This is a genomic window from Kosakonia cowanii JCM 10956 = DSM 18146, assembly GCF_001975225.1.
In the GTDB taxonomy this organism is placed as follows: domain Bacteria; phylum Pseudomonadota; class Gammaproteobacteria; order Enterobacterales; family Enterobacteriaceae; genus Kosakonia; species Kosakonia cowanii.
Genome location: NZ_CP019445.1, coordinates 521,033 through 537,933, shown reverse-complemented (window position 1 = coordinate 537,933; position 16,901 = coordinate 521,033). Strand labels below are relative to the sequence as shown.

The following is a 16,901-nucleotide window of genomic DNA, read 5'->3' as shown; positions in this document are numbered from 1 at the left end:
GATAAGCATAGAGCGAGACGAGGCGAAGGTGCAAAGAATCAATTTTGTAGCTACACTGTGCCCACAAACGCACAGGAGGTTATATGGATTCTGTTATCCGATCGCGTATCGACAGCGAACTTAAAGCACGCGCCGGGCTGGTGCTTGAAAATTGCGGCCTTAACTGGAGCACGGCGATACGCCTGTTTGCTGAGCAAATTGTTAAAAACGAAGGGATACCTTTTGAAATCACCGCGAAACCCACCGCCCGGTTACGTAACGCAATGGTTGAGGCCGAAGAGATCGCCGCGCAAAAGCAGGGGCGCTTTGAGAGTGTTGAACAGCTAATGGACAGCTTAAACGATGGGAAAGAGTAAACGCGCGCGCCTGCCATTCCGCTCCGATTACACCAAAACCTTTGTGAAGGCCTGGGAGCGATACAACAAAGCGGGACGCCGGGACATGCATGAGACGGCTGCTATCATGTCGATGGTGCTCTCCGGCAACCCGCTTCCCGCCCACTATAACGATCATGCTTTAACCGGAAATATGCAGGGGTTTCGCGAACTGCATATCGGCGGCGACTATCTGCTGGTCTATCGCCTTGATGACGAAAAGCATCTGGTGGTATTCACCGATTTGGGTACCCATGCCGAGCTATTCGAATAACGCCTTACAGGATTTTCCATAAGATCCACCCGCCAAACACCATCAGCACTACGCCAGCGATGCGCTCTATCCAGCAGATGCTGCGGCTCAGACGCCGTTGCAGCGCAGGCAGGCCAATCAGGCTGACCAGCGCTACATCCCACAGCAGCACTACCATTACCATCCAGATCCCGCTGACAGATTGTTGCAGTAGCGTCACATCCGGGCCGAGCAGGGCGGTCATCAGCGCCAGGTAGAAGAGGGCGTTTTTCGGGTTAAGCAGCGCTGAGCCGAGGCCAAGTAAAAACTGTTTACCGATGCCGGGGCAGCGCTGACGCGTCTCATCCAGCGCCAGCGTTTGCGGGCGACTGCGCACCAGGTGTGAGCCAATCCACAGCAGATAAAGCGCGCCGAGCAGTTCGATGGCGGTAAACAGCCCGCTGAAGTGGCGCAGCGCGCTGGCCCCGATAATCACCAGCAGAATATAGAGCGCGTTACCCAAAGCGATGCCGATGCAGAGCCCGACGCTGCCGCGCAGGCGGTAACGAATGGCGTAACCTATCAGCAGGAAAAAGTCCGGGCCGGGGCTGAGCAGCGCGACAAAATGCGCCAGCGCCAGGGCGGGAAAAGCGGCGGGAAAGATATCCATAGTGACCTCGCATAAACGTTGCGGTCACCATAGCGGCTGTGCGGCGCTATTTATTGTCTGATATTGATCCGAGCGCGTACTGGCGCGGCGTGGCGGCGGTGTAGCTGACAAAGGTTTTATGAAAGTGGCTCTGGTCGGCAAAACCGCTCTGGTAGCCGACATCTGCCAGTTTATCCCCGGCGCGCAGGCGGCTTTTAGCGAACTCAACGCGCGCGAGGTTGAGAAAGCTGCCGGGCGTTAAACCGGTGTCCCGTTTGAAGGTGCGGATCAGCGTCTCTTTGCGCAGCGAAAAGGCGTGGGCCAGCGCATCCAGCGTCGGTGGCTGCTGCAAATTCTCCTGCAACGCCATCTGCACCTGCTCGCTGATCGCGTGGAGCGGTTCATCATCAGGTACCTGCGGCAGGGCGTCGAGCAGAGTCTGGATGGCTCCTTGCAATGCCTGCGTCTGGTTATTCTCCATCAGCGCGACAATATGCAGGAAGTGTTTGAACAACTGCGGGTCGCGAATCACCTGTTGGCCACGATTTTCATCTGCCAGATAGAGCATATGGTAACTGCGTGGCTGCCCGGCGAGCGGGTTACAGCTGTGCGGCGTCAGGGCCGGGATAATAATCAGGTCGCCTGGCCGCAGCAGGTACTCCTGCTGATGGCAGACGCAGCGGGTCTGGCCTTCGATAATCGCGCCAATGGAGAGTTCTGCGTGGCGGTGGCGCTTATACGCCTGCGTGCTGTTGCGGGTGCTACGCAGCTCCACGCCGGGCAGCGCCGCTGAGCGGAAAAAGGTTTGTGCGATATCGCGAGTCACGGCTATTCATCATCTCGGTCTGGAGCGGTTTTCCGGTATAGCACAGCGCGCCTGGGATCGCGAAACGCGTTATGCAGAAGCCGCCACATTGGGTGGGGCTGTTCAAAGCCTGCTTCGGACTAATGGTTACGGTTTCCAGCGGCGCAGCGGCGTGTCGCGCTCATAGGGCATCGGCGTTGGATAAGCGATAAATTCGACGATGCTGCCCCACGGCGTGCGGCCATAGCAAAAGCAGTTGCCGTCGCCCTTCTCGGTCGGGAAACCGAGTGGCTGCGGCGCGGTAAACACTTCGCCACCCGCTTCGGCAAACTGTTTCAGCGCGGCATCGATATCGTCGACATAGACCGCAAAGTGTTGCAGACCAAAGTCGTTCGCCCGCAGCGGTTCACGCTGTGAAGGCCCCTGCATTTCAAACAACTCAATGCCCGGCCCGTGTTGCAGCTTGAGCATGCTCACCGCTTTGATCACCGTGCCCGGCACCAGCCGCAGCGTCTTTTGCTGTGCTTCGCTATCAATATCCTCATCTTCCGGTGCGACGGACTGGTAAATCAACTCCGCGCCTAATGCCTCGGTAAGAAAACGGGTGGCGGCTTTTATATCCGGCACGGTAATACCAATATGATCGATCCCGCGAATGCTCTGCTGCATATTTCCTCCTGTTATTTGTGTGGTATTAAGCATAGCGGATGCCGGCGGGGTGGAAATAAATCGGCGTTAATTAAGCTTTAATTGAACAAAAAGTGACAGGCAGGAGCGTTTATTTACTTATCCAGAAATAGTTCAGGGTTAAATAAGATTCTCTTACTTTCAAAATAATATAAGTATTTGATTTTTAATTTCTTGTTTGAGTTTTATATTTCATGGCGGCAAAAATATCACGCTAAATGAAACATAAGAACACTCCGGATATACTCAACTTTACTTCACGCCTCCTGACGCTTTACTACCCTTATTACCCTAAGCGGTAAATTAAGGAGACCCATATGGCTTACCAGACAGTGAATCCTTTCAACAATCAGCTGATTAAAGCGTATTCGAACCACAGCGATGCCGATATTGAGGCGACGCTGCGCCAGGCTGACGCCCTTTACCACTCCGAGTGGGCAAAAGGGAGCATCGACCAGCGGCTGCCGGTACTGCATAAACTGGCTGACCTGCTGGAGAGCCATCAGGAGGAGCTGGCGAAAATCGCCACCCAGGAGATGGGGAAACTGATTGCCCAGAGCCGCAGCGAGGTGCAGATCTGTGCGCAGATCGCCCGTTACTATGCGGACAACGCGGAAAAATTCCTCGCCCCGGTGAAATATGACACCGAGCTGGGCGATGCCTGGGTTGAGCACCATCCGATCGGCATCATCATGGCGGTCGAGCCGTGGAACTTCCCTTACTACCAGCTCATTCGTGTGCTGGCCCCGAACCTGGCCGCCGGTAACCCGGTGATCTGTAAGCACGCCAGCATCGTGCCGCACTGCGCCGAAGCCTTCGCCCACCTGGTGCGTGAAGCGGGTGCACCGGAAGGGGCATGGACCAACCTGTTTATCTCCTCCGATCAGGTCTCGGCGATTATCGCTGATCCGCGCGTGCAGGGCGCAGCCCTGACCGGTTCGGAAAAAGCGGGTAGTGCAGTAGCGTCGCAGGCGGCGAAGCACATCAAAAAATCGACCCTCGAACTGGGCGGTAACGACGTCTTTATCGTGCTCGACGACGCCGATCTGGAGAAGGCGGTGAAAACAGGCGTGCAGGCGCGTCTGGCAAACGCCGGGCAGGTCTGTACCGCGGCGAAACGTTTTATCGTGCACCAGAAAGTGGCCGATCAGTTCCTGCGCCAGTTCACCGACGCTTTCCAGCAGGTGAAGATGGGCGACCCGCTTGATGAGAGCACCACGCTTGGGCCGCTATCATCGAAAGATGCGCTGGAGACCCTTAGCAAACAGGTGAGTGAAGCGGTGCAGAAGGGGGCAAAACTCCACTTCGGGGGTAAACCGGCGAACAGCGAAGGTAACTTCTTTGAGCCGACGATCCTGACTCACATTACCCGTGATAACCCGGCGTACTTCGAAGAGTTCTTCGGCCCGGTGGCGCAGGTTTATGTGGTGCAAGACGATGAAGAGGCGTTGCGCCTGGCGAACGACTCCCATTATGGCCTTGGCGGGGCGATCTTCAGCCGGGATATTGAGCGCGCGAAAGGGCTGGCCTCGCGGATTGAAACCGGGATGGTTTACATCAACTGGCTGACCGATACCGCGGCAGAATTGCCGTTCGGTGGGGTGAAACGCTCGGGCTTTGGGCGTGAGCTGTCGGATCTGGGGATCAAAGAGTTTGTGAACCAGAAGCTGGTAGTGGTGCGTCAGTAGCCTTAGCTGGCGTCGTTTGCCGGATGGCGCTTGCGCTTATCCGGCCTACGCGTGACCCCATATCGATTGTGGGCCGCCATTCGGTTTTGCCGGATGGCGGCTTTGCCTTATCCGGCCTACGCGTGACCCCATATCCATTGTGAGTCGCCATTCGGTTTTTTGCCGGATGGCGCTTGCGCTTATCCGGCAAACGCACGACCTCATATCCATTGTGGGCCGCCATTCGGTTTTTTGCCGGATGGCGGCTTTGCCTTATCCGGCCTACGCGTGACCCGATGTCCATTGTGAGTCGCCATTCGGTTTTTCCGGATGGCGGCTTTGCCTTATCCGGCCTACGCGTGACCCCATATCCACTGTGGGTCGCCATTCGGTTTTTTGCCGGATGGCGGCTTTGCCTTATCCGGCCTACATACGTGCTGGTGTGTTTTTGTAGGCCTGATAAGCGTAGCGCCAACAGGCAGTTACTTTTTCAGCCCGGCAAACGCCGCTCTGATCTCCTCCTCCGGTAGCTGCACGCCGATAAACACCAGCGTACTATGCGGAGTTTCGTCGCCCCACGGGCGATCCCAGTCCGCGCTGTAGAGGCGCTGCACGCCCTGGAATAACAGGCGGTTCGGCTCGCCGTCGATCCACAGCATCCCTTTGTAGCGCAGCAGTTTTTCCGCAAAGCTCAGCAGCAGGTTCTCCATCACCCGCGACACCTCGCTGATATCCACCGGGTAGTCCAGTTCCACCACAATCGAGCTGATATCGTTCTGCTTATCGGCCATAAAGTGGAAGCGCGGTTTGGCGGCGACCACGTTCTCTTCGAGCATAAAACCGCTGGTGTTAAACAGCAGCGCCAGATCGATATCGCCGCGGGTCACGGTGTAGATGGGCGCGCGGGCGTTGATGCGGGCCAGCCGTTCGCGCAGCGCCGCGTTATCCGGGGCGACATCGGTTTTAGTCAGCAGAATACGATCCGCGTAACCGACCTGCGATTGCGCCAGCGTAAACTGGTTCATCTGCTCATCGGCATGCACCGCATCGACCAGCGCAATCACGCCGTCGAGCAGATAGCGCTGGCAGAGGATCTCATGGGAGAAGAAGGTCTGAATGATCGGGCCGGGATCGGCCATGCCGGTGCACTCGATCACCAACCGATCAAAGTGGAGTTCGCCGCGATCGAGCCTGTCGAGCAGATCCAACAACGCATCTTCCAGCTCATTCGAGCGGCTACAGCAGATGCAGCCATTGGTCAGGGTTTTGATCTGCGTGGCGCGATCGCCAATCAGCTGATCGTCAACGGAGACCTCGCCGAACTCATTTTCGATAACCGCAATCTGATAGCCGTGTTGTGCATTAAGGATGTGACGCAAGAGGGTGGTTTTGCCGGCACCGAGAAAGCCGGTCAGCAGGGTAACTGCAACAGGTGTCATGGACTCTCCTTTAACAACAGCGGACGCCGCCTTTGCCATCGCCGCCGTAACGCGCCTGTTGACGCTCGCGGAAAAACTCTTCGTAGGTCATATAGGGCGTATCGGGATGGTTGGTTTTCATATGATCAACATAGTTGTCATAGTCCGGAATACCAATCAGCATTTTTGCCGCCTGCCCAAGGTACTTTTTCGCCTGGCCTAAGTTACCAAACATTCGCGCATCCAGATATTGGTAATGCCGGAGAGGGGCGAGCCCGCTCCGGCACAGGGTTGAGATTAGTGGTGCGAAGAGGTTTTGACGCCGCCTTCCGGCACCGGCACATACGGCGTCTCTTTATCGGTACGCGTGGTGTTATTGCGTACCTGGAGCCACGTTTTGATGCCGTAGAAGATGATGCTGTAAACCACCACGAGGAACAGAATGCTTAACCCGGCGTTGGTGTAGTTGTTCACCACGATATGGTTCATGTTGGCAATCTGCTCTGCGCTCAGTTCGCTGCCGCCCGCGGCAATCTTCGCTTTGTACTGGTTAGCCATGTAGAGGAAGCCTTCCAGTTGCGGATTGCTGCTAAAGAGCTTCAGGCCGAGCGCCCAGGTGGTGCAGATCAGCAGCCAGGTGGCCGGAACGACCGTTACCCAGATGTATTTGGTGCGCTGCATCTTCACCAGGATCACGGTGCCGAGCAGCAGTGCCACGGCGGCCAGCATCTGGTTAGAGATACCGAACAGCGGCCACAGGCTCTTCACGCCGCCTAATGGATCGACCACGCCCTGATAGAGCAGGTAACCCCACAGGCCAACGCAACCGGCAGTACCCACTACACCGGCCACCAGCGAGTCGGTTTTCTTCAGGAACGGCACGAAGTTACCCAGCAGATCCTGCAGCATAAAGCGGCCTGCGCGGGTGCCCGCATCCAGCGCGGTCAGAATAAACAGCGCTTCAAACAGAATGCCGAAGTGATACCAGAAACCCATATCCGCCATCGGGATGATTTTGTGGAACACGTGGGCGATACCGACGGCCAGCGTTGGCGCGCCGCCTGCGCGGTTGAGCACGGAAGGTTCACCGATATCTTTCGCGGTTTGCAGGATCTGCTCTGGCGAAATCACAAAGCCCCAGGAGCTGACCGTCGCCGCGGCGTGCGCAGTGACATCCTGCAACTGCGCCATGATCATCGGCGCATGCTCGGTGCCCAGCTCATGCAGGTTTGGCATGGTGATGCCAAGGCCCGCAGGCGGCGTGTTCATGGCGAAATAGAGGCCCGGTTCGATAATGGAGGCTGCCACCAGCGCCATCACCGCCACAAAGGACTCCATCAGCATCGCGCCATAACCGATAAAGCGCGCGTCGGTCTCATTGGCCAGCAGTTTCGGCGTGGTACCGGAGGCGATCAGCGCATGGAAGCCGGAGACCGCGCCACAGGCGATGGTAATAAACAGGAACGGGAAGAGCGCGCCTTTCCATAGCGGGCCGGTGCCGTCGATATACTGCGTTACCGCAGGCATCTTCAGTTCCGGGTTGAGGATCACGATCCCCAACGCCAGGCCAACAATCACGCCGATTTTCAGGAAGGTTGCCAGGTAGTCGCGCGGGGCGAGGATCAGCCACACCGGCAGCAGGGCAGAGATAAAGGCATAGCCAATCAGCGCAAAGGTGATGGTGGTGTCTTTAAAGGTCAGCGCCGGGCCCCAGTAAGGGTCTTGCGAAATCACGCCGCCCATCCAGATTGACGCTACCAGCAGCACAATGCCGATTACTGACACTTCGCCGACGCGACCCGGTCGCAGGAAGCGCATATAGATGCCCATAAACAGCGCAATCGGCACCGTTGAGCAGACGGTAAAGACGCCCCACGGGCTCTCTGCCAGCGCTTTCACCACAATCAGCGCCAGCACCGCCAGGATGATAATCATGATCAGGAAGCAGCCGAAGAGGGCAATGGTACCCGGCACGCGGCCCATCTCCTCTTTAACCATCTCGCCGAGCGAGGCACCGTTACGCCGTGAGGAGATAAACAGCACCATAAAGTCCTGCACCGCTCCCGCCAGAACTACCCCCGCCAGCAGCCAGAGGGTGCCGGGCAAGTAGCCCATCTGCGCGGCGAGTACCGGGCCGACCAGCGGGCCGGCACCGGCGATAGCGGCAAAGTGGTGACCAAACAGCACGTAGCGGTTGGTTGGTACGTAGTTAAGACCGTCGTTATTGATCACCGCAGATGTGGCGCGGGTTGGATCGAGTTTCATCACCTTCTGGGCGATGTAGAGGCTGTAGTAACGATAAGCAACAAGATAAACAGAGACGGAGGCGACCACGATCCACAGGGCGCTGACATGCTCACCCCTGCGTAACGCGACGACCGACAGACAAAAAGCACCGATTACCCCAAGGATGACCCACGGAACGTGCTTAAAGAGTTTTTTTGTATCCATAGCAGACCTGGTTTTTATCAGAAATAGGGAAGAGATGTGTGTGGTGTTAAACAGGACAAATGCTGCCCGCCATGATGGCAAATCACGCGCGTGAAAGGGGGCGATTTTGCCGAGCGGTTATATAAGCGCGGTGAGCGGTATCGAAGTGGGTCTAAGAGGTTTTACACTACAACTATTCCGAAAAATTATGTGAGCAAGATCACGTAAGATCGCCACAGTTTAGCCAACGTAACAAGCTGATGGCGCTAATAATATCCCTACAAAATAGTGCATTTAGCCATAAAGTTTTTCCCCGCCAGGCCGAAAATCTACTTACTATCTATAAGGAAAGAGAATGATATGTTAACGCGCATCAAAATCGTGACCAGCTTGTTACTGGTACTCGGATTATTTGGCCTTTTACAACTCACCTCCGGCGGATTGTTCTTTAATTCGCTAAAGCAAGACAAAGAAAACTTCACCGTCCTTCAAACCATTCGTCAGCAACAATCCACGCTTAACGGCAGCTGGGTTGCGCTGCTGCAAACCCGTAACACCCTGAACCGCGCGGGTATCCGCTACATGATGGATCAGAACAATATCGGCAGCGGCGCGACCGTTCCGGAACTGATGCAGATTGCCAGCACCTCGTTGAAACAGGCGGAAGTGAACTGGAATGCCTACCAGGCATTGCCGCGCGATCCGCGTCAGAGCGAAGAGGCGGCGGCGGAGATCAAGCGTAATTACGATATCTACCACAACGCGCTGGCGGATCTGATCCAGTTACTTGGCGCAGGCAAGATCAACGAGTTCTTCGATCAGCCGACGCAAAGCTACCAGGATGGCTTCGAGAAGCAGTATGTCTCCTACTTACAGCAGAACGATCGTCTGTATGACGCCGCCGTGGCTGACAGTGAGAGCTCCTACGGTTCTGCTATCTGGATCATTATCAGCGTGCTGCTGGTGGTGCTGCTGGTGATCATCGCCGTGTGGGTCGGTATCAAACGTGCGCTGATCGCACCGCTGAACCACCTGATCGACAACATTCGCCATATCGCCGGTGGCGATTTGGGCCAGCGCATTGAAGTGCAGGGCTCCAACGAAATGGGCGTGCTGGCCGACAGCCTGCGTCATATGCAGGGCGAACTGGTGCGCACCGTCAGCGATGTGCGTAATGGCGCTAACGCGATTTACAGCGGTGCCAGCGAAATCTCCGTAGGTAACAACGATCTCTCTTCACGTACTGAACAGCAGGCCGCTTCTCTGGAAGAGACCGCTGCCAGCATGGAAGAGCTGACTGCGACGGTGAAACAGAACGCCGAAAACGCCCGTCAGGCGAGCAATCTCGCGCTGAGCGCGTCGGAAACGGCGCAGAAAGGCGGCAAAGTGGTGGATAACGTGGTGCAGACCATGCGTGATATCACCGCCAGTTCGCAGAAAATCGCTGACATTATTAGCGTGATTGATGGGATTGCCTTCCAGACCAACATCCTGGCGCTTAACGCCGCGGTAGAAGCGGCGCGTGCCGGTGAACAGGGCCGTGGTTTTGCCGTGGTTGCTGGTGAAGTGCGTAACCTTGCCCAGCGCAGTGCCCAGGCGGCGCGTGAGATTAAGAGCCTGATTGAAGACTCTGTTGGTCGCGTTGAAGTGGGTTCCACGCTGGTTGAGAGCGCCGGTGAAACGATGGATGAGATCGTTAACGCCGTTACCCGCGTGACCGATATCATGGGCGAAATCGCCTCTGCCTCTGATGAGCAGAGCCGCGGTATCGACCAGGTTGGCCTTGCCGTTGCCGAGATGGATCGCGTGACGCAGCAGAACGCCTCGTTGGTGGAAGAGTCTGCCGCGGCTGCCGCCGCGCTGGAAGAGCAGGCCAGCCGTCTGACCGAAGCGGTTGCCGTGTTCCGCCTGATGAACGAGCAGCGCGCTGCTGCGAAAACATCGGGTGGTAACAAAGCTGCGCCGGCAGTGCTGCCGCGTAAAGTGGTCGCGACCACCTCTGGCGAAAACTGGGAAACCTTCTGATTTCCCGCTGCGCCCTGCTCTGCAGGGCGCGCTTTTACCCTTCGCGTTTCACCACTTTTATCTCTACCAGACCAATCCCCAGCTGACGCGGCGCATGACCGAGGATATTCCCTTCGTTGGTCGACTGCGGATCCGGCGGCACAATTACCAGCTTGTTACTGCCCGCGCGATTGGTGAAATGGAGCGTGGTAGTGCTCACTTTATGACTCAGCGTCAGCATCTGCTCTTCATTGCCGACACGTACCGGGATTGGGCGATTGGCGTTATCACCAAAGGCTTTCGCGGTGATCACCAGATCGAACTGTGCTGGCAACGGCTGCTGGTATTCAATGGCCACCTCTTTACCAAGCTGGGCATTTGACCAGCGCCCCCAGCTTTCCGGGCGTGAGATGCCGTTAAACTGTTTCACCTCTTCCGGCGCGCCCGCGACATTAAAAATAAAACTGTCGGCTTTATAGCGAATGTCATCATCGAGGATCTTCAGCGTATCGACGCTCTTCTGGTAGCGGGCAGTATCGATAACTGTCTGTTTAAAAGCCGTTTTCCCGTGCCACTGCGGTTTATCCACGCGCTGCACCTGTTGTTCGCCGCCAAGTTGACCCTGCGATACGCACCAGTCGGTTGAAAGTGCGAGTTCAGGTGCCCAGAGCCGCGCCATTTTGTAGCAGCGATCGACCCAGACAAAGTTGTCGCGCGGCGCGAAATCCGCCAGCTGGAAACGCAACGGTGCGGAGTATTCACTCTCCGGCAACGGCTCGATTTTCTCCGACACGCGCACTAGCAGCGGCAGGCGGAACTGGCTGCCGGAGAAGGTGATGGTCTGTTTTTCCCCATCGATGGTGAAATCCTTCATCTCTTTGGGGAAGTTCCACAGGCGGATGATATCCGGCTTCCACGCCAGCACCTTCTGCTTCATGTTGAGGAAGACGCCGGAGAGCGACTGCCCGGAGAGGCTGCTGCGACCGAGGCCGAGGAAGTTGTCGCCGCCGAGAATATCGAGCACGGTCGCGCCATTATCCAGTGTGCTGCGCTTAATGCCGGAGAGATCCTGCTGCGGCTGGTCGCCGCGCAGGACGAAGAAGAGATTGCTGCGATCCTGTTTGTTCAGGTATTTCCAGGCACTGTTGTTCATCGCCAGATGATCGGACGAGACCACAATGACCGTATCTTTAAACCACGGCGACGCTTTGATGCGGTTAATCAATCTGGCGATATTCTGCTGGCTGCAGGTCACCGCGCTGAATGACTGGTTCACTTTATCGTCATAACGGTAGCTTTTGCGCTCGCAGCCGCGGGAGATAAAGCCGTCCGGGTGGTGGGTGTCCACCGTCAGCGCAAACAGGGAGAAGCGCTTACCGGCGCGGGAGAGGGATTCATACTGCTGCCAGACGGTATCCAGCACCGTATCGTCGTAAAAGCCCCAGTCATTGCGATAACTGGGATCCGCGACCTGGTTTTTCAGCTCCTCGGCGCCAATCAGATGGTCAAAACCGTGAGATTTGAGGAACACATCTTTACCGGCAAAACGCAGGTTCGCCCCCTGCACAAAGTGGTTCTCATACCCGGAGTTTTTCAGAATATCGCCGAGGCAGAGATTCTGCGGGAAGAAGCTGGAGACCGACGCGGAGGCATTGCCTTCGAACGGCGCGAAAAGCGGAATGCCACACTGCGAGGAGACCATGCCGGCAATGGTGTAATCGGTGCCGGGAAGTTGTTCGGTATGGCTAAAATCGAGGCTTTCAGCTTTCAGCGCGCCAAGCTCCGGCGTCAGTCCGGGAAAAGCATCCTCATTAAAGTAGGTGCGCTCGAGGCTTTCGCCGTAGATATAGACCAGATTCAGCTGCGGGTTGGGGATCTGCTTTGCGGGCACTTTGTACCAGGCGGCAAAATCGGGATCGCTTTCGCGGGTTTGCGACTTCACAAGCTCCGTTATCTGGCGGAACGCCGGGCTGGCATCCACCGAGCCTAAGGCCAGCGCCAAAGCCAGCAGGCTATAGCCAAAATGGTGGGGCATATGGCGGCGACGGCGCAGCACCCAGCCGAGGGCGCAAAACAGAGCGACCAGCGCCAGCACTAAGCCTGCGCCGGGCAGCAGATATTTGCCGATACCCGCGCCGGTCAGGCTGTTAGTCAGGGTGTAGATCACCGCATCGTTAATGCCGTCGCCGGTAAAGTAGTTGCTGGCATAAAGGGTGATATTTAATAGAACAAACAGGCCTAATACGAGAAGCGTGGCGCTAAACCACCACTTATTGCGGCCCGCTTTCGTAGCATAAATCGCCACGGAGGCGATAAACAGGGCAAGGGAGAGCAATCCGGACAACCGTTATTCCTCAAAAGCGCCAGAGATATTACTGGTCATGAATATTTGTAACAGGGCATATAATTTAATGACGATGTCACCTGCCTGCAATTGTAGTGTCATCTTATCGGTGGTTTATTCAGAATTGGTTTAGAAAGCGGGAAAGGTGATCGCTATCGCACAGCGTGAAAGGGGTAAAACGCCGCATTGGGGATAACGCGGCGTTGAAGGCGCTGATTTTAGTACTCTTTACCGGTGACGCGGCTGCGGTAGCTGTCCCAGTTGAAGATGACCCACAAACTGTTGCCGAGACGCATGCGATCCATCACGCGTTCGCCGAGCAGCTTATTCATTTCGTCCATATTGCTGTTAGTCAGCATGCCGGTCGGGCGCTTTGAAGAGGAGCGGCGATCGACAATCTGGTTGATGATCACTTTTTCGTAGCGTGATTCGGTCTGCATACCGATTTCGTCGATCACCAGCAGGTCGACACTACTCAAATCATTCAGCAACTGCTCTTCGCTGCTTTCGCGGTTGCCGAAGGTCTCTTTCATCGCCGACATGATGTCCGCCACGGTGATAATCAGCACCGACTTACCGCGCAGCAGCAGTTCGTTGCAGATGGCGGCGGCGAGATGGTTTTTGCCGGTGCCCGGTTTGCCGGAGAAGATAAAGCTGGCGATGTTGCCATCAAACTCTTCGACATACTGCCGCGCCTGGCTGAGGGCGCGCATCTGGCCTTCCGTCTCGACGCGATAATTGTCAAAAGAGCAGTTTTGGTGCAGAGGACGGATGCCGGAACGGTTAAAGGTGCGCTGCATCTTCATGGCGCGGTTTTCACGTTCCAGCGCCGCAGAGCGCAGTTCGCCCTGCTGCTTTTGCCAGGCCATCAACTCTTCGCTGTTTTTGAACGCCGGTTCGACGTGAGCCGGGATCATCTTTTGCAGCCGCTTCATCAATTCGCCAACGTTTTTCATCGCTAACCTCGAAAGCCAGGTGGAATGTGGTTGTCCGGTTCAGAGAGCGTGTTGATATCGCGCTTCGCCGCGCCGCTCTGGCTGCTGCGCCCGATTTGCAGGCTGCGCGCCAGCTTCTGCTGCCACTGCACGTGGTGGAAGACTTTGCCTTCCGCCTGCCAGTAAGCGACAAAGGACGCCAGCTCTTCCGGCGTGGCTGGCTGGGTGAGGGCGATGCCCCACAGCGCGGCCAGGCGCTGAAAATCGGCGTCTGGCTGCCAGCCCGGATACATAGCGAATTTGCCCATTGGCACGCTCACCGGCGCGGCGGCAGGCTCTTCATAGAATTGCGCATCAAGCGACACGTCGCTCGGCGGGCGCGAAAGCTGCGCTTCCAGCGCCAGTAGCTGCTCAAGGCGCTCGGCGGTGAGCGCGTAAAACGCGGGGCTGTTATTTGCAAATACGGCGACGGTACCGCCTTCCGCGCGCGCCAGTATCGCGGCGTTATCACGCATAAATTCATCAATGCCGATAACATTCGACGTCAGGATTCTGGAAGACATAACACGTTCTCAAACAGGGTAACGACAGAAAGAGTGGCGGGCGCAATGCAGGCCGCCGACAGAAAGGCACATAGTAACACAGCGCGCGGAAAGGGGAGCACAGCACGAAAAAAGCCGGGTTGCCCCGGCTTTGTCATTTCCCATAAGTGCTGGCTAAAAAATGCGTTACGCGATGATGTTCAGCGTAACGTCGATGTTGCCACGGGTGGCATTAGAATAAGGGCAGACGATGTGCGCGGCGTCGACCAGTTTTTTGGCTTCGTCTGCGTCCATCCCCGGCAGGTGAATGTTCAGTTTGGCTTCAATACCAAAACCGGTCGGCAACGGGCCGATACCCACTTCACCTTCAATAAAGGCCTCTTTCGGCATGCTGATTTTGTCGCGGCCAGCCACGAACTTCATCGCGCCGAGGAAGCAGGCAGAGTAGCCTGCGGCAAACAGCTGCTCCGGGTTGGTTACTTCACCGCCCGCGCCGCCCATCTCTTTCGGCACACCCAGTTTGACGTCGAGAACGCCATCAGAAGAGGTTGCGCGGCCGTCACGGCCTCCGGTTGCTTTGGCTTTGGCAGTGTAAACAACTTTTTCTAAAGACATGACAGGTTCCTTATCATCTTGAGTGTTTGCTATAAAATAGCGTGCGATTTATATATCAGTATAAATCCCCGAAAGGGAATTTATGCCTGGTGAAATTGTTGACGAAACTGCTCCAGCTGCTTTTTGACATCACGCAGCGTTGCATCATCGCAGGCCACCGCGCAGCGTATCGCTTCCGGGATGGCTTTAGCCTGTTGCTGTAACTCACGGCCGCTTTCGCTCAGGGTGATAACCACCTGGCGTTCATCATGCCGCGAACGCTGGCGATCAATCAGCCCGGCGCTTTGCAGACGTTTTAACAACGGCGTCAGCGTGGCGGAGTCGAGGAACAGACGCTCGCCAATCTCCGACACCGTAAGGTCGTCTTTCTCCCACAGCACCAGCATGACCAGATACTGCGGATAGGTCAGGTTCATCGGCGTTAACAACTGCCGATAAAGCTTATGCAGCGCCAGGTTTGTTGAGTAGAGTGCAAAACAAAACTGGTTATCTAGCGCGAGCTGCTCATTCGCGGTGGATGTTGAGCTTTTCTTCATGGTTTTAAATATAGGTAGCGTACGATTTAATTGCAAGTTATTTTTTAGGCGACTTAAACGCGCGGGCGTCGACGGTAGATCCATAACCCTGGCAGCGATAAACCGATCGACAGCGCACCGACGATCGAGCAGGCCTTCAGGAAGTTGGTCAACAGCAGGATCATTAATGCTTCACTGTAGCCAACGTGACTAATTTTGACCGCCGAGATCATCGCCGTATAGGCTGAAATTCCCGGAAACATGGGAATGACCGCTGCCACAGTAAAGACCTTCGGGTGCGCAAGATACCAGCGCGACCAGCGGATCCCAATGCAGCCTACCAGCATTGAGGCGACAAACGTCGACCACTCAATATTAAAACCCCAATGCATCATGGCAAAACGCGAGCCGTGGCCGATGGCGCCAAGCAGTCCGCACCAGCGCAGAGCGCGGTGAGGAACGTTAAACACCATCGCAAACCCGACTGCCGGAATGGCCGCCAGCAGCATATCTTGTGCCAGTGCGTAGAAGAACGAGATTATATCCATCCGCGCAGCCCCCAGAGTGTCATCGCCATCACCACGCCGATACAGGTCGCGAGTGTTAACAGGCTGGCAATCGCCCAGCGCGCCAGCCCGGTATTAATATGCCCTTTAAACATGTCTGCCACAGCGTTAATAAGAGGAAAGCCGGGCACCAGCAGCAGCACGCTGGCGGCCATCGCCACCGTTGAGGAGTGCAGAAAAGCGGGCAGGGTGAGCAGCAGCCCGGAAACGGTGGTGGCGACAAAAGCGGTAATACAGAAGTTGATTTGCGGATGCATATGTCTTCCTGCCAGCAGCAGACGGACATACATCGCGATGCTGCTAGCGCAGAAGGTGATAAACGCACCGTCCCAGCCGCCGCGATTGAGCTTGCAGAAGCAGGCGCAGGAGAGACCGACCATCAGCGTCACCAGCCAGCGCGGATAGCGCAGCGGTTTTAGCTGGGTGAAGCGCTTCTCTACATCCTGAAGATCCAGCAGCTTATGCTCGGCGAGAATGACGATATGTTGCACCTCCGTCACCATATGCATGTTAATGCCGCGATCGCTGCTTTTGCGCGTTGAGGTCAGACAGTGGCCATCTTTAATGGTGGTTAACACGATGGCATTTGAGGAGATCAGGCTCTCGACTGTGTCCATGCCAAGCGCTTTCCCCAGGCGGCTCGACAACTCCTCCACCAGCGCGCTCTCTGCGCCGTGCTGTAACAAAAAAAGGCCGCACTGAATACACAAGCGCGTAATGGTTCGCTGCGTTGAGTGGTCTGTTTGCATGCTTGCCCTGGTTAACTGGTCACGCCGCTCGCAAAGGGGGAACGGAACACCTCTTTTTAGCACAGGTGCGGGGGAGGCTGGCGCTAACGCAGATCAAGAAGTGTGCAATAAATTCGGATAATGATTTCGCCATGGTTATTTATCGTGCCAATCTTTCTAGGAATATTATTATAAAGGCCATATAAATTACGACGACATATTACGGATAATCCTGGTAAGCGTTAATATTCCTGGTTTACATGCGCGATTAAATATTTATTAAGGTTATTAATCTTTTATTAACTATATACAATTTGATTATATTCTTTTAATTATTTTATTTTTAATAAGGCACTAAGTATTTGAAGAGTCGTTGTGTTATGTTGTCAC

At 55.8% G+C, this 16,901-nt stretch carries 17 protein-coding genes; 4 read left to right on the top strand and 13 right to left on the bottom strand.

The window, feature by feature from the left end:
* Window positions 1–83 precede the first annotated feature (83 nt).
* Both BWI95_RS02505 and BWI95_RS02500 read left to right on the top strand, forming a co-directional pair.
* Entirely contained in the window at window positions 84–356 is a 273-nt protein-coding gene (locus BWI95_RS02505; protein WP_042714565.1) for a type II toxin-antitoxin system RelB/DinJ family antitoxin, read from the top strand.
* The gene (locus tag BWI95_RS02500) at window positions 343–648 is read left to right on the top strand and encodes a type II toxin-antitoxin system RelE/ParE family toxin (protein ID WP_054802758.1); all 306 of its coding nucleotides are present in this window, start codon (window positions 343–345) and stop codon (window positions 646–648) included. Before BWI95_RS02505 ends, BWI95_RS02500 begins: the two co-directional genes overlap by 14 nt.
* A 4-nt stretch (window positions 649–652) precedes the next feature.
* On the opposite strand, the gene BWI95_RS02495 is transcribed toward BWI95_RS02500, so the two are convergent.
* The 3 genes from BWI95_RS02495 to BWI95_RS02485 all read right to left on the bottom strand — a co-directional run bounded on the left by BWI95_RS02495 (window position 653) and on the right by BWI95_RS02485 (window position 2,729).
* Entirely contained in the window at window positions 653–1,276 is a 624-nt protein-coding gene (locus BWI95_RS02495) for a LysE family translocator (RefSeq protein ID WP_054802759.1), read from the bottom strand.
* A gap of 46 nt (window positions 1,277–1,322) precedes the next feature.
* Entirely contained in the window at window positions 1,323–2,087 is a 765-nt protein-coding gene (locus BWI95_RS02490) for an AraC family transcriptional regulator (RefSeq protein WP_054802760.1), read from the bottom strand.
* Between the two features lie 120 nt (window positions 2,088–2,207).
* The gene (locus BWI95_RS02485) at window positions 2,208–2,729 is read right to left on the bottom strand and encodes a VOC family protein (RefSeq protein ID WP_054802761.1); all 522 of its coding nucleotides are present in this window, start codon (window positions 2,727–2,729) and stop codon (window positions 2,208–2,210) included.
* 335 nt (window positions 2,730–3,064) lie between these two features.
* Here BWI95_RS02485 and BWI95_RS02480 point away from each other — a divergent pair, with 335 nt between their 5' ends.
* Window positions 3,065–4,435 (top strand): NAD-dependent succinate-semialdehyde dehydrogenase, encoded by a 1,371-nt coding sequence (locus tag BWI95_RS02480; protein WP_054802762.1) that lies wholly within the window; start codon window positions 3,065–3,067, stop codon window positions 4,433–4,435.
* Window positions 4,436–4,896: 461 nt separating this feature from the next.
* On the opposite strand, the gene yjiA is transcribed toward BWI95_RS02480, so the two are convergent.
* From yjiA to BWI95_RS02465, 3 genes are all read right to left on the bottom strand, one after another.
* Window positions 4,897–5,853: a GTPase gene (gene yjiA, locus BWI95_RS02475; protein ID WP_054802763.1), complete on the bottom strand. Its 957-nt coding sequence runs from the start codon at window positions 5,851–5,853 to the stop codon at window positions 4,897–4,899.
* 10 nt (window positions 5,854–5,863) lie between these two features.
* Window positions 5,864–6,067, bottom strand: a complete 204-nt coding sequence (locus BWI95_RS02470) for a YbdD/YjiX family protein (RefSeq protein WP_054802764.1) — start codon at window positions 6,065–6,067, stop codon at window positions 5,864–5,866.
* A gap of 62 nt (window positions 6,068–6,129) precedes the next feature.
* A complete protein-coding gene (locus tag BWI95_RS02465; protein ID WP_076768948.1) occupies window positions 6,130–8,283 on the bottom strand; it encodes a carbon starvation CstA family protein in 2,154 nt (717 codons plus the stop codon).
* Window positions 8,284–8,622: 339 nt separating this feature from the next.
* Here BWI95_RS02465 and tsr point away from each other — a divergent pair, with 339 nt between their 5' ends.
* On the top strand, window positions 8,623–10,287 hold the full coding sequence (gene tsr / locus BWI95_RS02460) for a methyl-accepting chemotaxis protein (RefSeq protein ID WP_054802765.1): 1,665 nt from the start codon (window positions 8,623–8,625) through the stop codon (window positions 10,285–10,287).
* Between the two features lie 34 nt (window positions 10,288–10,321).
* On the opposite strand, the gene opgB is transcribed toward tsr, so the two are convergent.
* The 7 genes from opgB to BWI95_RS02425 all read right to left on the bottom strand — a co-directional run bounded on the left by opgB (window position 10,322) and on the right by BWI95_RS02425 (window position 16,532).
* Complete coding sequence (gene opgB, locus BWI95_RS02455; RefSeq protein ID WP_076768947.1) at window positions 10,322–12,610, bottom strand: phosphatidylglycerol--membrane-oligosaccharide glycerophosphotransferase; 2,289 nt, start codon at window positions 12,608–12,610, stop codon at window positions 10,322–10,324.
* Window positions 12,611–12,828: 218 nt separating this feature from the next.
* A complete protein-coding gene (gene dnaC / locus BWI95_RS02450; protein ID WP_023480325.1) occupies window positions 12,829–13,566 on the bottom strand; it encodes a DNA replication protein DnaC in 738 nt (245 codons plus the stop codon).
* Between the two features lie 2 nt (window positions 13,567–13,568).
* The gene (gene dnaT, locus BWI95_RS02445) at window positions 13,569–14,108 is read right to left on the bottom strand and encodes a primosomal protein DnaT (RefSeq protein WP_054802766.1); all 540 of its coding nucleotides are present in this window, start codon (window positions 14,106–14,108) and stop codon (window positions 13,569–13,571) included.
* 165 nt (window positions 14,109–14,273) lie between these two features.
* Window positions 14,274–14,702, bottom strand: a complete 429-nt coding sequence (locus BWI95_RS02440; RefSeq protein ID WP_042715761.1) for an organic hydroperoxide resistance protein — start codon at window positions 14,700–14,702, stop codon at window positions 14,274–14,276.
* Window positions 14,703–14,782: 80 nt separating this feature from the next.
* Window positions 14,783–15,238, bottom strand: coding sequence for a MarR family winged helix-turn-helix transcriptional regulator (locus BWI95_RS02435; RefSeq protein ID WP_054802767.1), 456 nt, complete (start codon window positions 15,236–15,238; stop codon window positions 14,783–14,785).
* A gap of 53 nt (window positions 15,239–15,291) precedes the next feature.
* Window positions 15,292–15,765 carry a threonine/serine exporter gene (locus BWI95_RS02430; RefSeq protein ID WP_042715758.1) on the bottom strand — a complete coding sequence of 158 codons (474 nt, stop codon included), beginning with the start codon at window positions 15,763–15,765 and terminating at the stop codon, window positions 15,292–15,294.
* A complete protein-coding gene (locus tag BWI95_RS02425; protein WP_076768946.1) occupies window positions 15,756–16,532 on the bottom strand; it encodes a threonine/serine exporter family protein in 777 nt (258 codons plus the stop codon). The genes BWI95_RS02430 and BWI95_RS02425 overlap by 10 nt, the downstream gene beginning before the upstream one ends.
* Window positions 16,533–16,901: the final 369 nt, after the last annotated feature.

Coding starts and splice junctions, on each gene's coding strand:
- BWI95_RS02425 (WP_076768946.1), bottom strand. CDS start 16,532: ATGCAAACAGACCACTCAACGCAGCGAACCATTACGCGCTTGTGTATT.
- tsr (WP_054802765.1), top strand. CDS start 8,623: ATGTTAACGCGCATCAAAATCGTGACCAGCTTGTTACTGGTACTCGGA.
- BWI95_RS02440 (WP_042715761.1), bottom strand. CDS start 14,702: ATGTCTTTAGAAAAAGTTGTTTACACTGCCAAAGCCAAAGCAACCGGA.
- BWI95_RS02485 (WP_054802761.1), bottom strand. CDS start 2,729: ATGCAGCAGAGCATTCGCGGGATCGATCATATTGGTATTACCGTGCCG.
- BWI95_RS02480 (WP_054802762.1), top strand. CDS start 3,065: ATGGCTTACCAGACAGTGAATCCTTTCAACAATCAGCTGATTAAAGCG.
- BWI95_RS02430 (WP_042715758.1), bottom strand. CDS start 15,765: ATGGATATAATCTCGTTCTTCTACGCACTGGCACAAGATATGCTGCTG.
- BWI95_RS02465 (WP_076768948.1), bottom strand. CDS start 8,283: ATGGATACAAAAAAACTCTTTAAGCACGTTCCGTGGGTCATCCTTGGG.
- BWI95_RS02470 (WP_054802764.1), bottom strand. CDS start 6,067: ATGTTTGGTAACTTAGGCCAGGCGAAAAAGTACCTTGGGCAGGCGGCA.
- BWI95_RS02495 (WP_054802759.1), bottom strand. CDS start 1,276: ATGGATATCTTTCCCGCCGCTTTTCCCGCCCTGGCGCTGGCGCATTTT.
- yjiA (WP_054802763.1), bottom strand. CDS start 5,853: ATGACACCTGTTGCAGTTACCCTGCTGACCGGCTTTCTCGGTGCCGGC.
- BWI95_RS02505 (WP_042714565.1), top strand. CDS start 84: ATGGATTCTGTTATCCGATCGCGTATCGACAGCGAACTTAAAGCACGC.
- dnaT (WP_054802766.1), bottom strand. CDS start 14,108: ATGTCTTCCAGAATCCTGACGTCGAATGTTATCGGCATTGATGAATTT.
- dnaC (WP_023480325.1), bottom strand. CDS start 13,566: ATGAAAAACGTTGGCGAATTGATGAAGCGGCTGCAAAAGATGATCCCG.
- BWI95_RS02500 (WP_054802758.1), top strand. CDS start 343: ATGGGAAAGAGTAAACGCGCGCGCCTGCCATTCCGCTCCGATTACACC.
- BWI95_RS02435 (WP_054802767.1), bottom strand. CDS start 15,238: ATGAAGAAAAGCTCAACATCCACCGCGAATGAGCAGCTCGCGCTAGAT.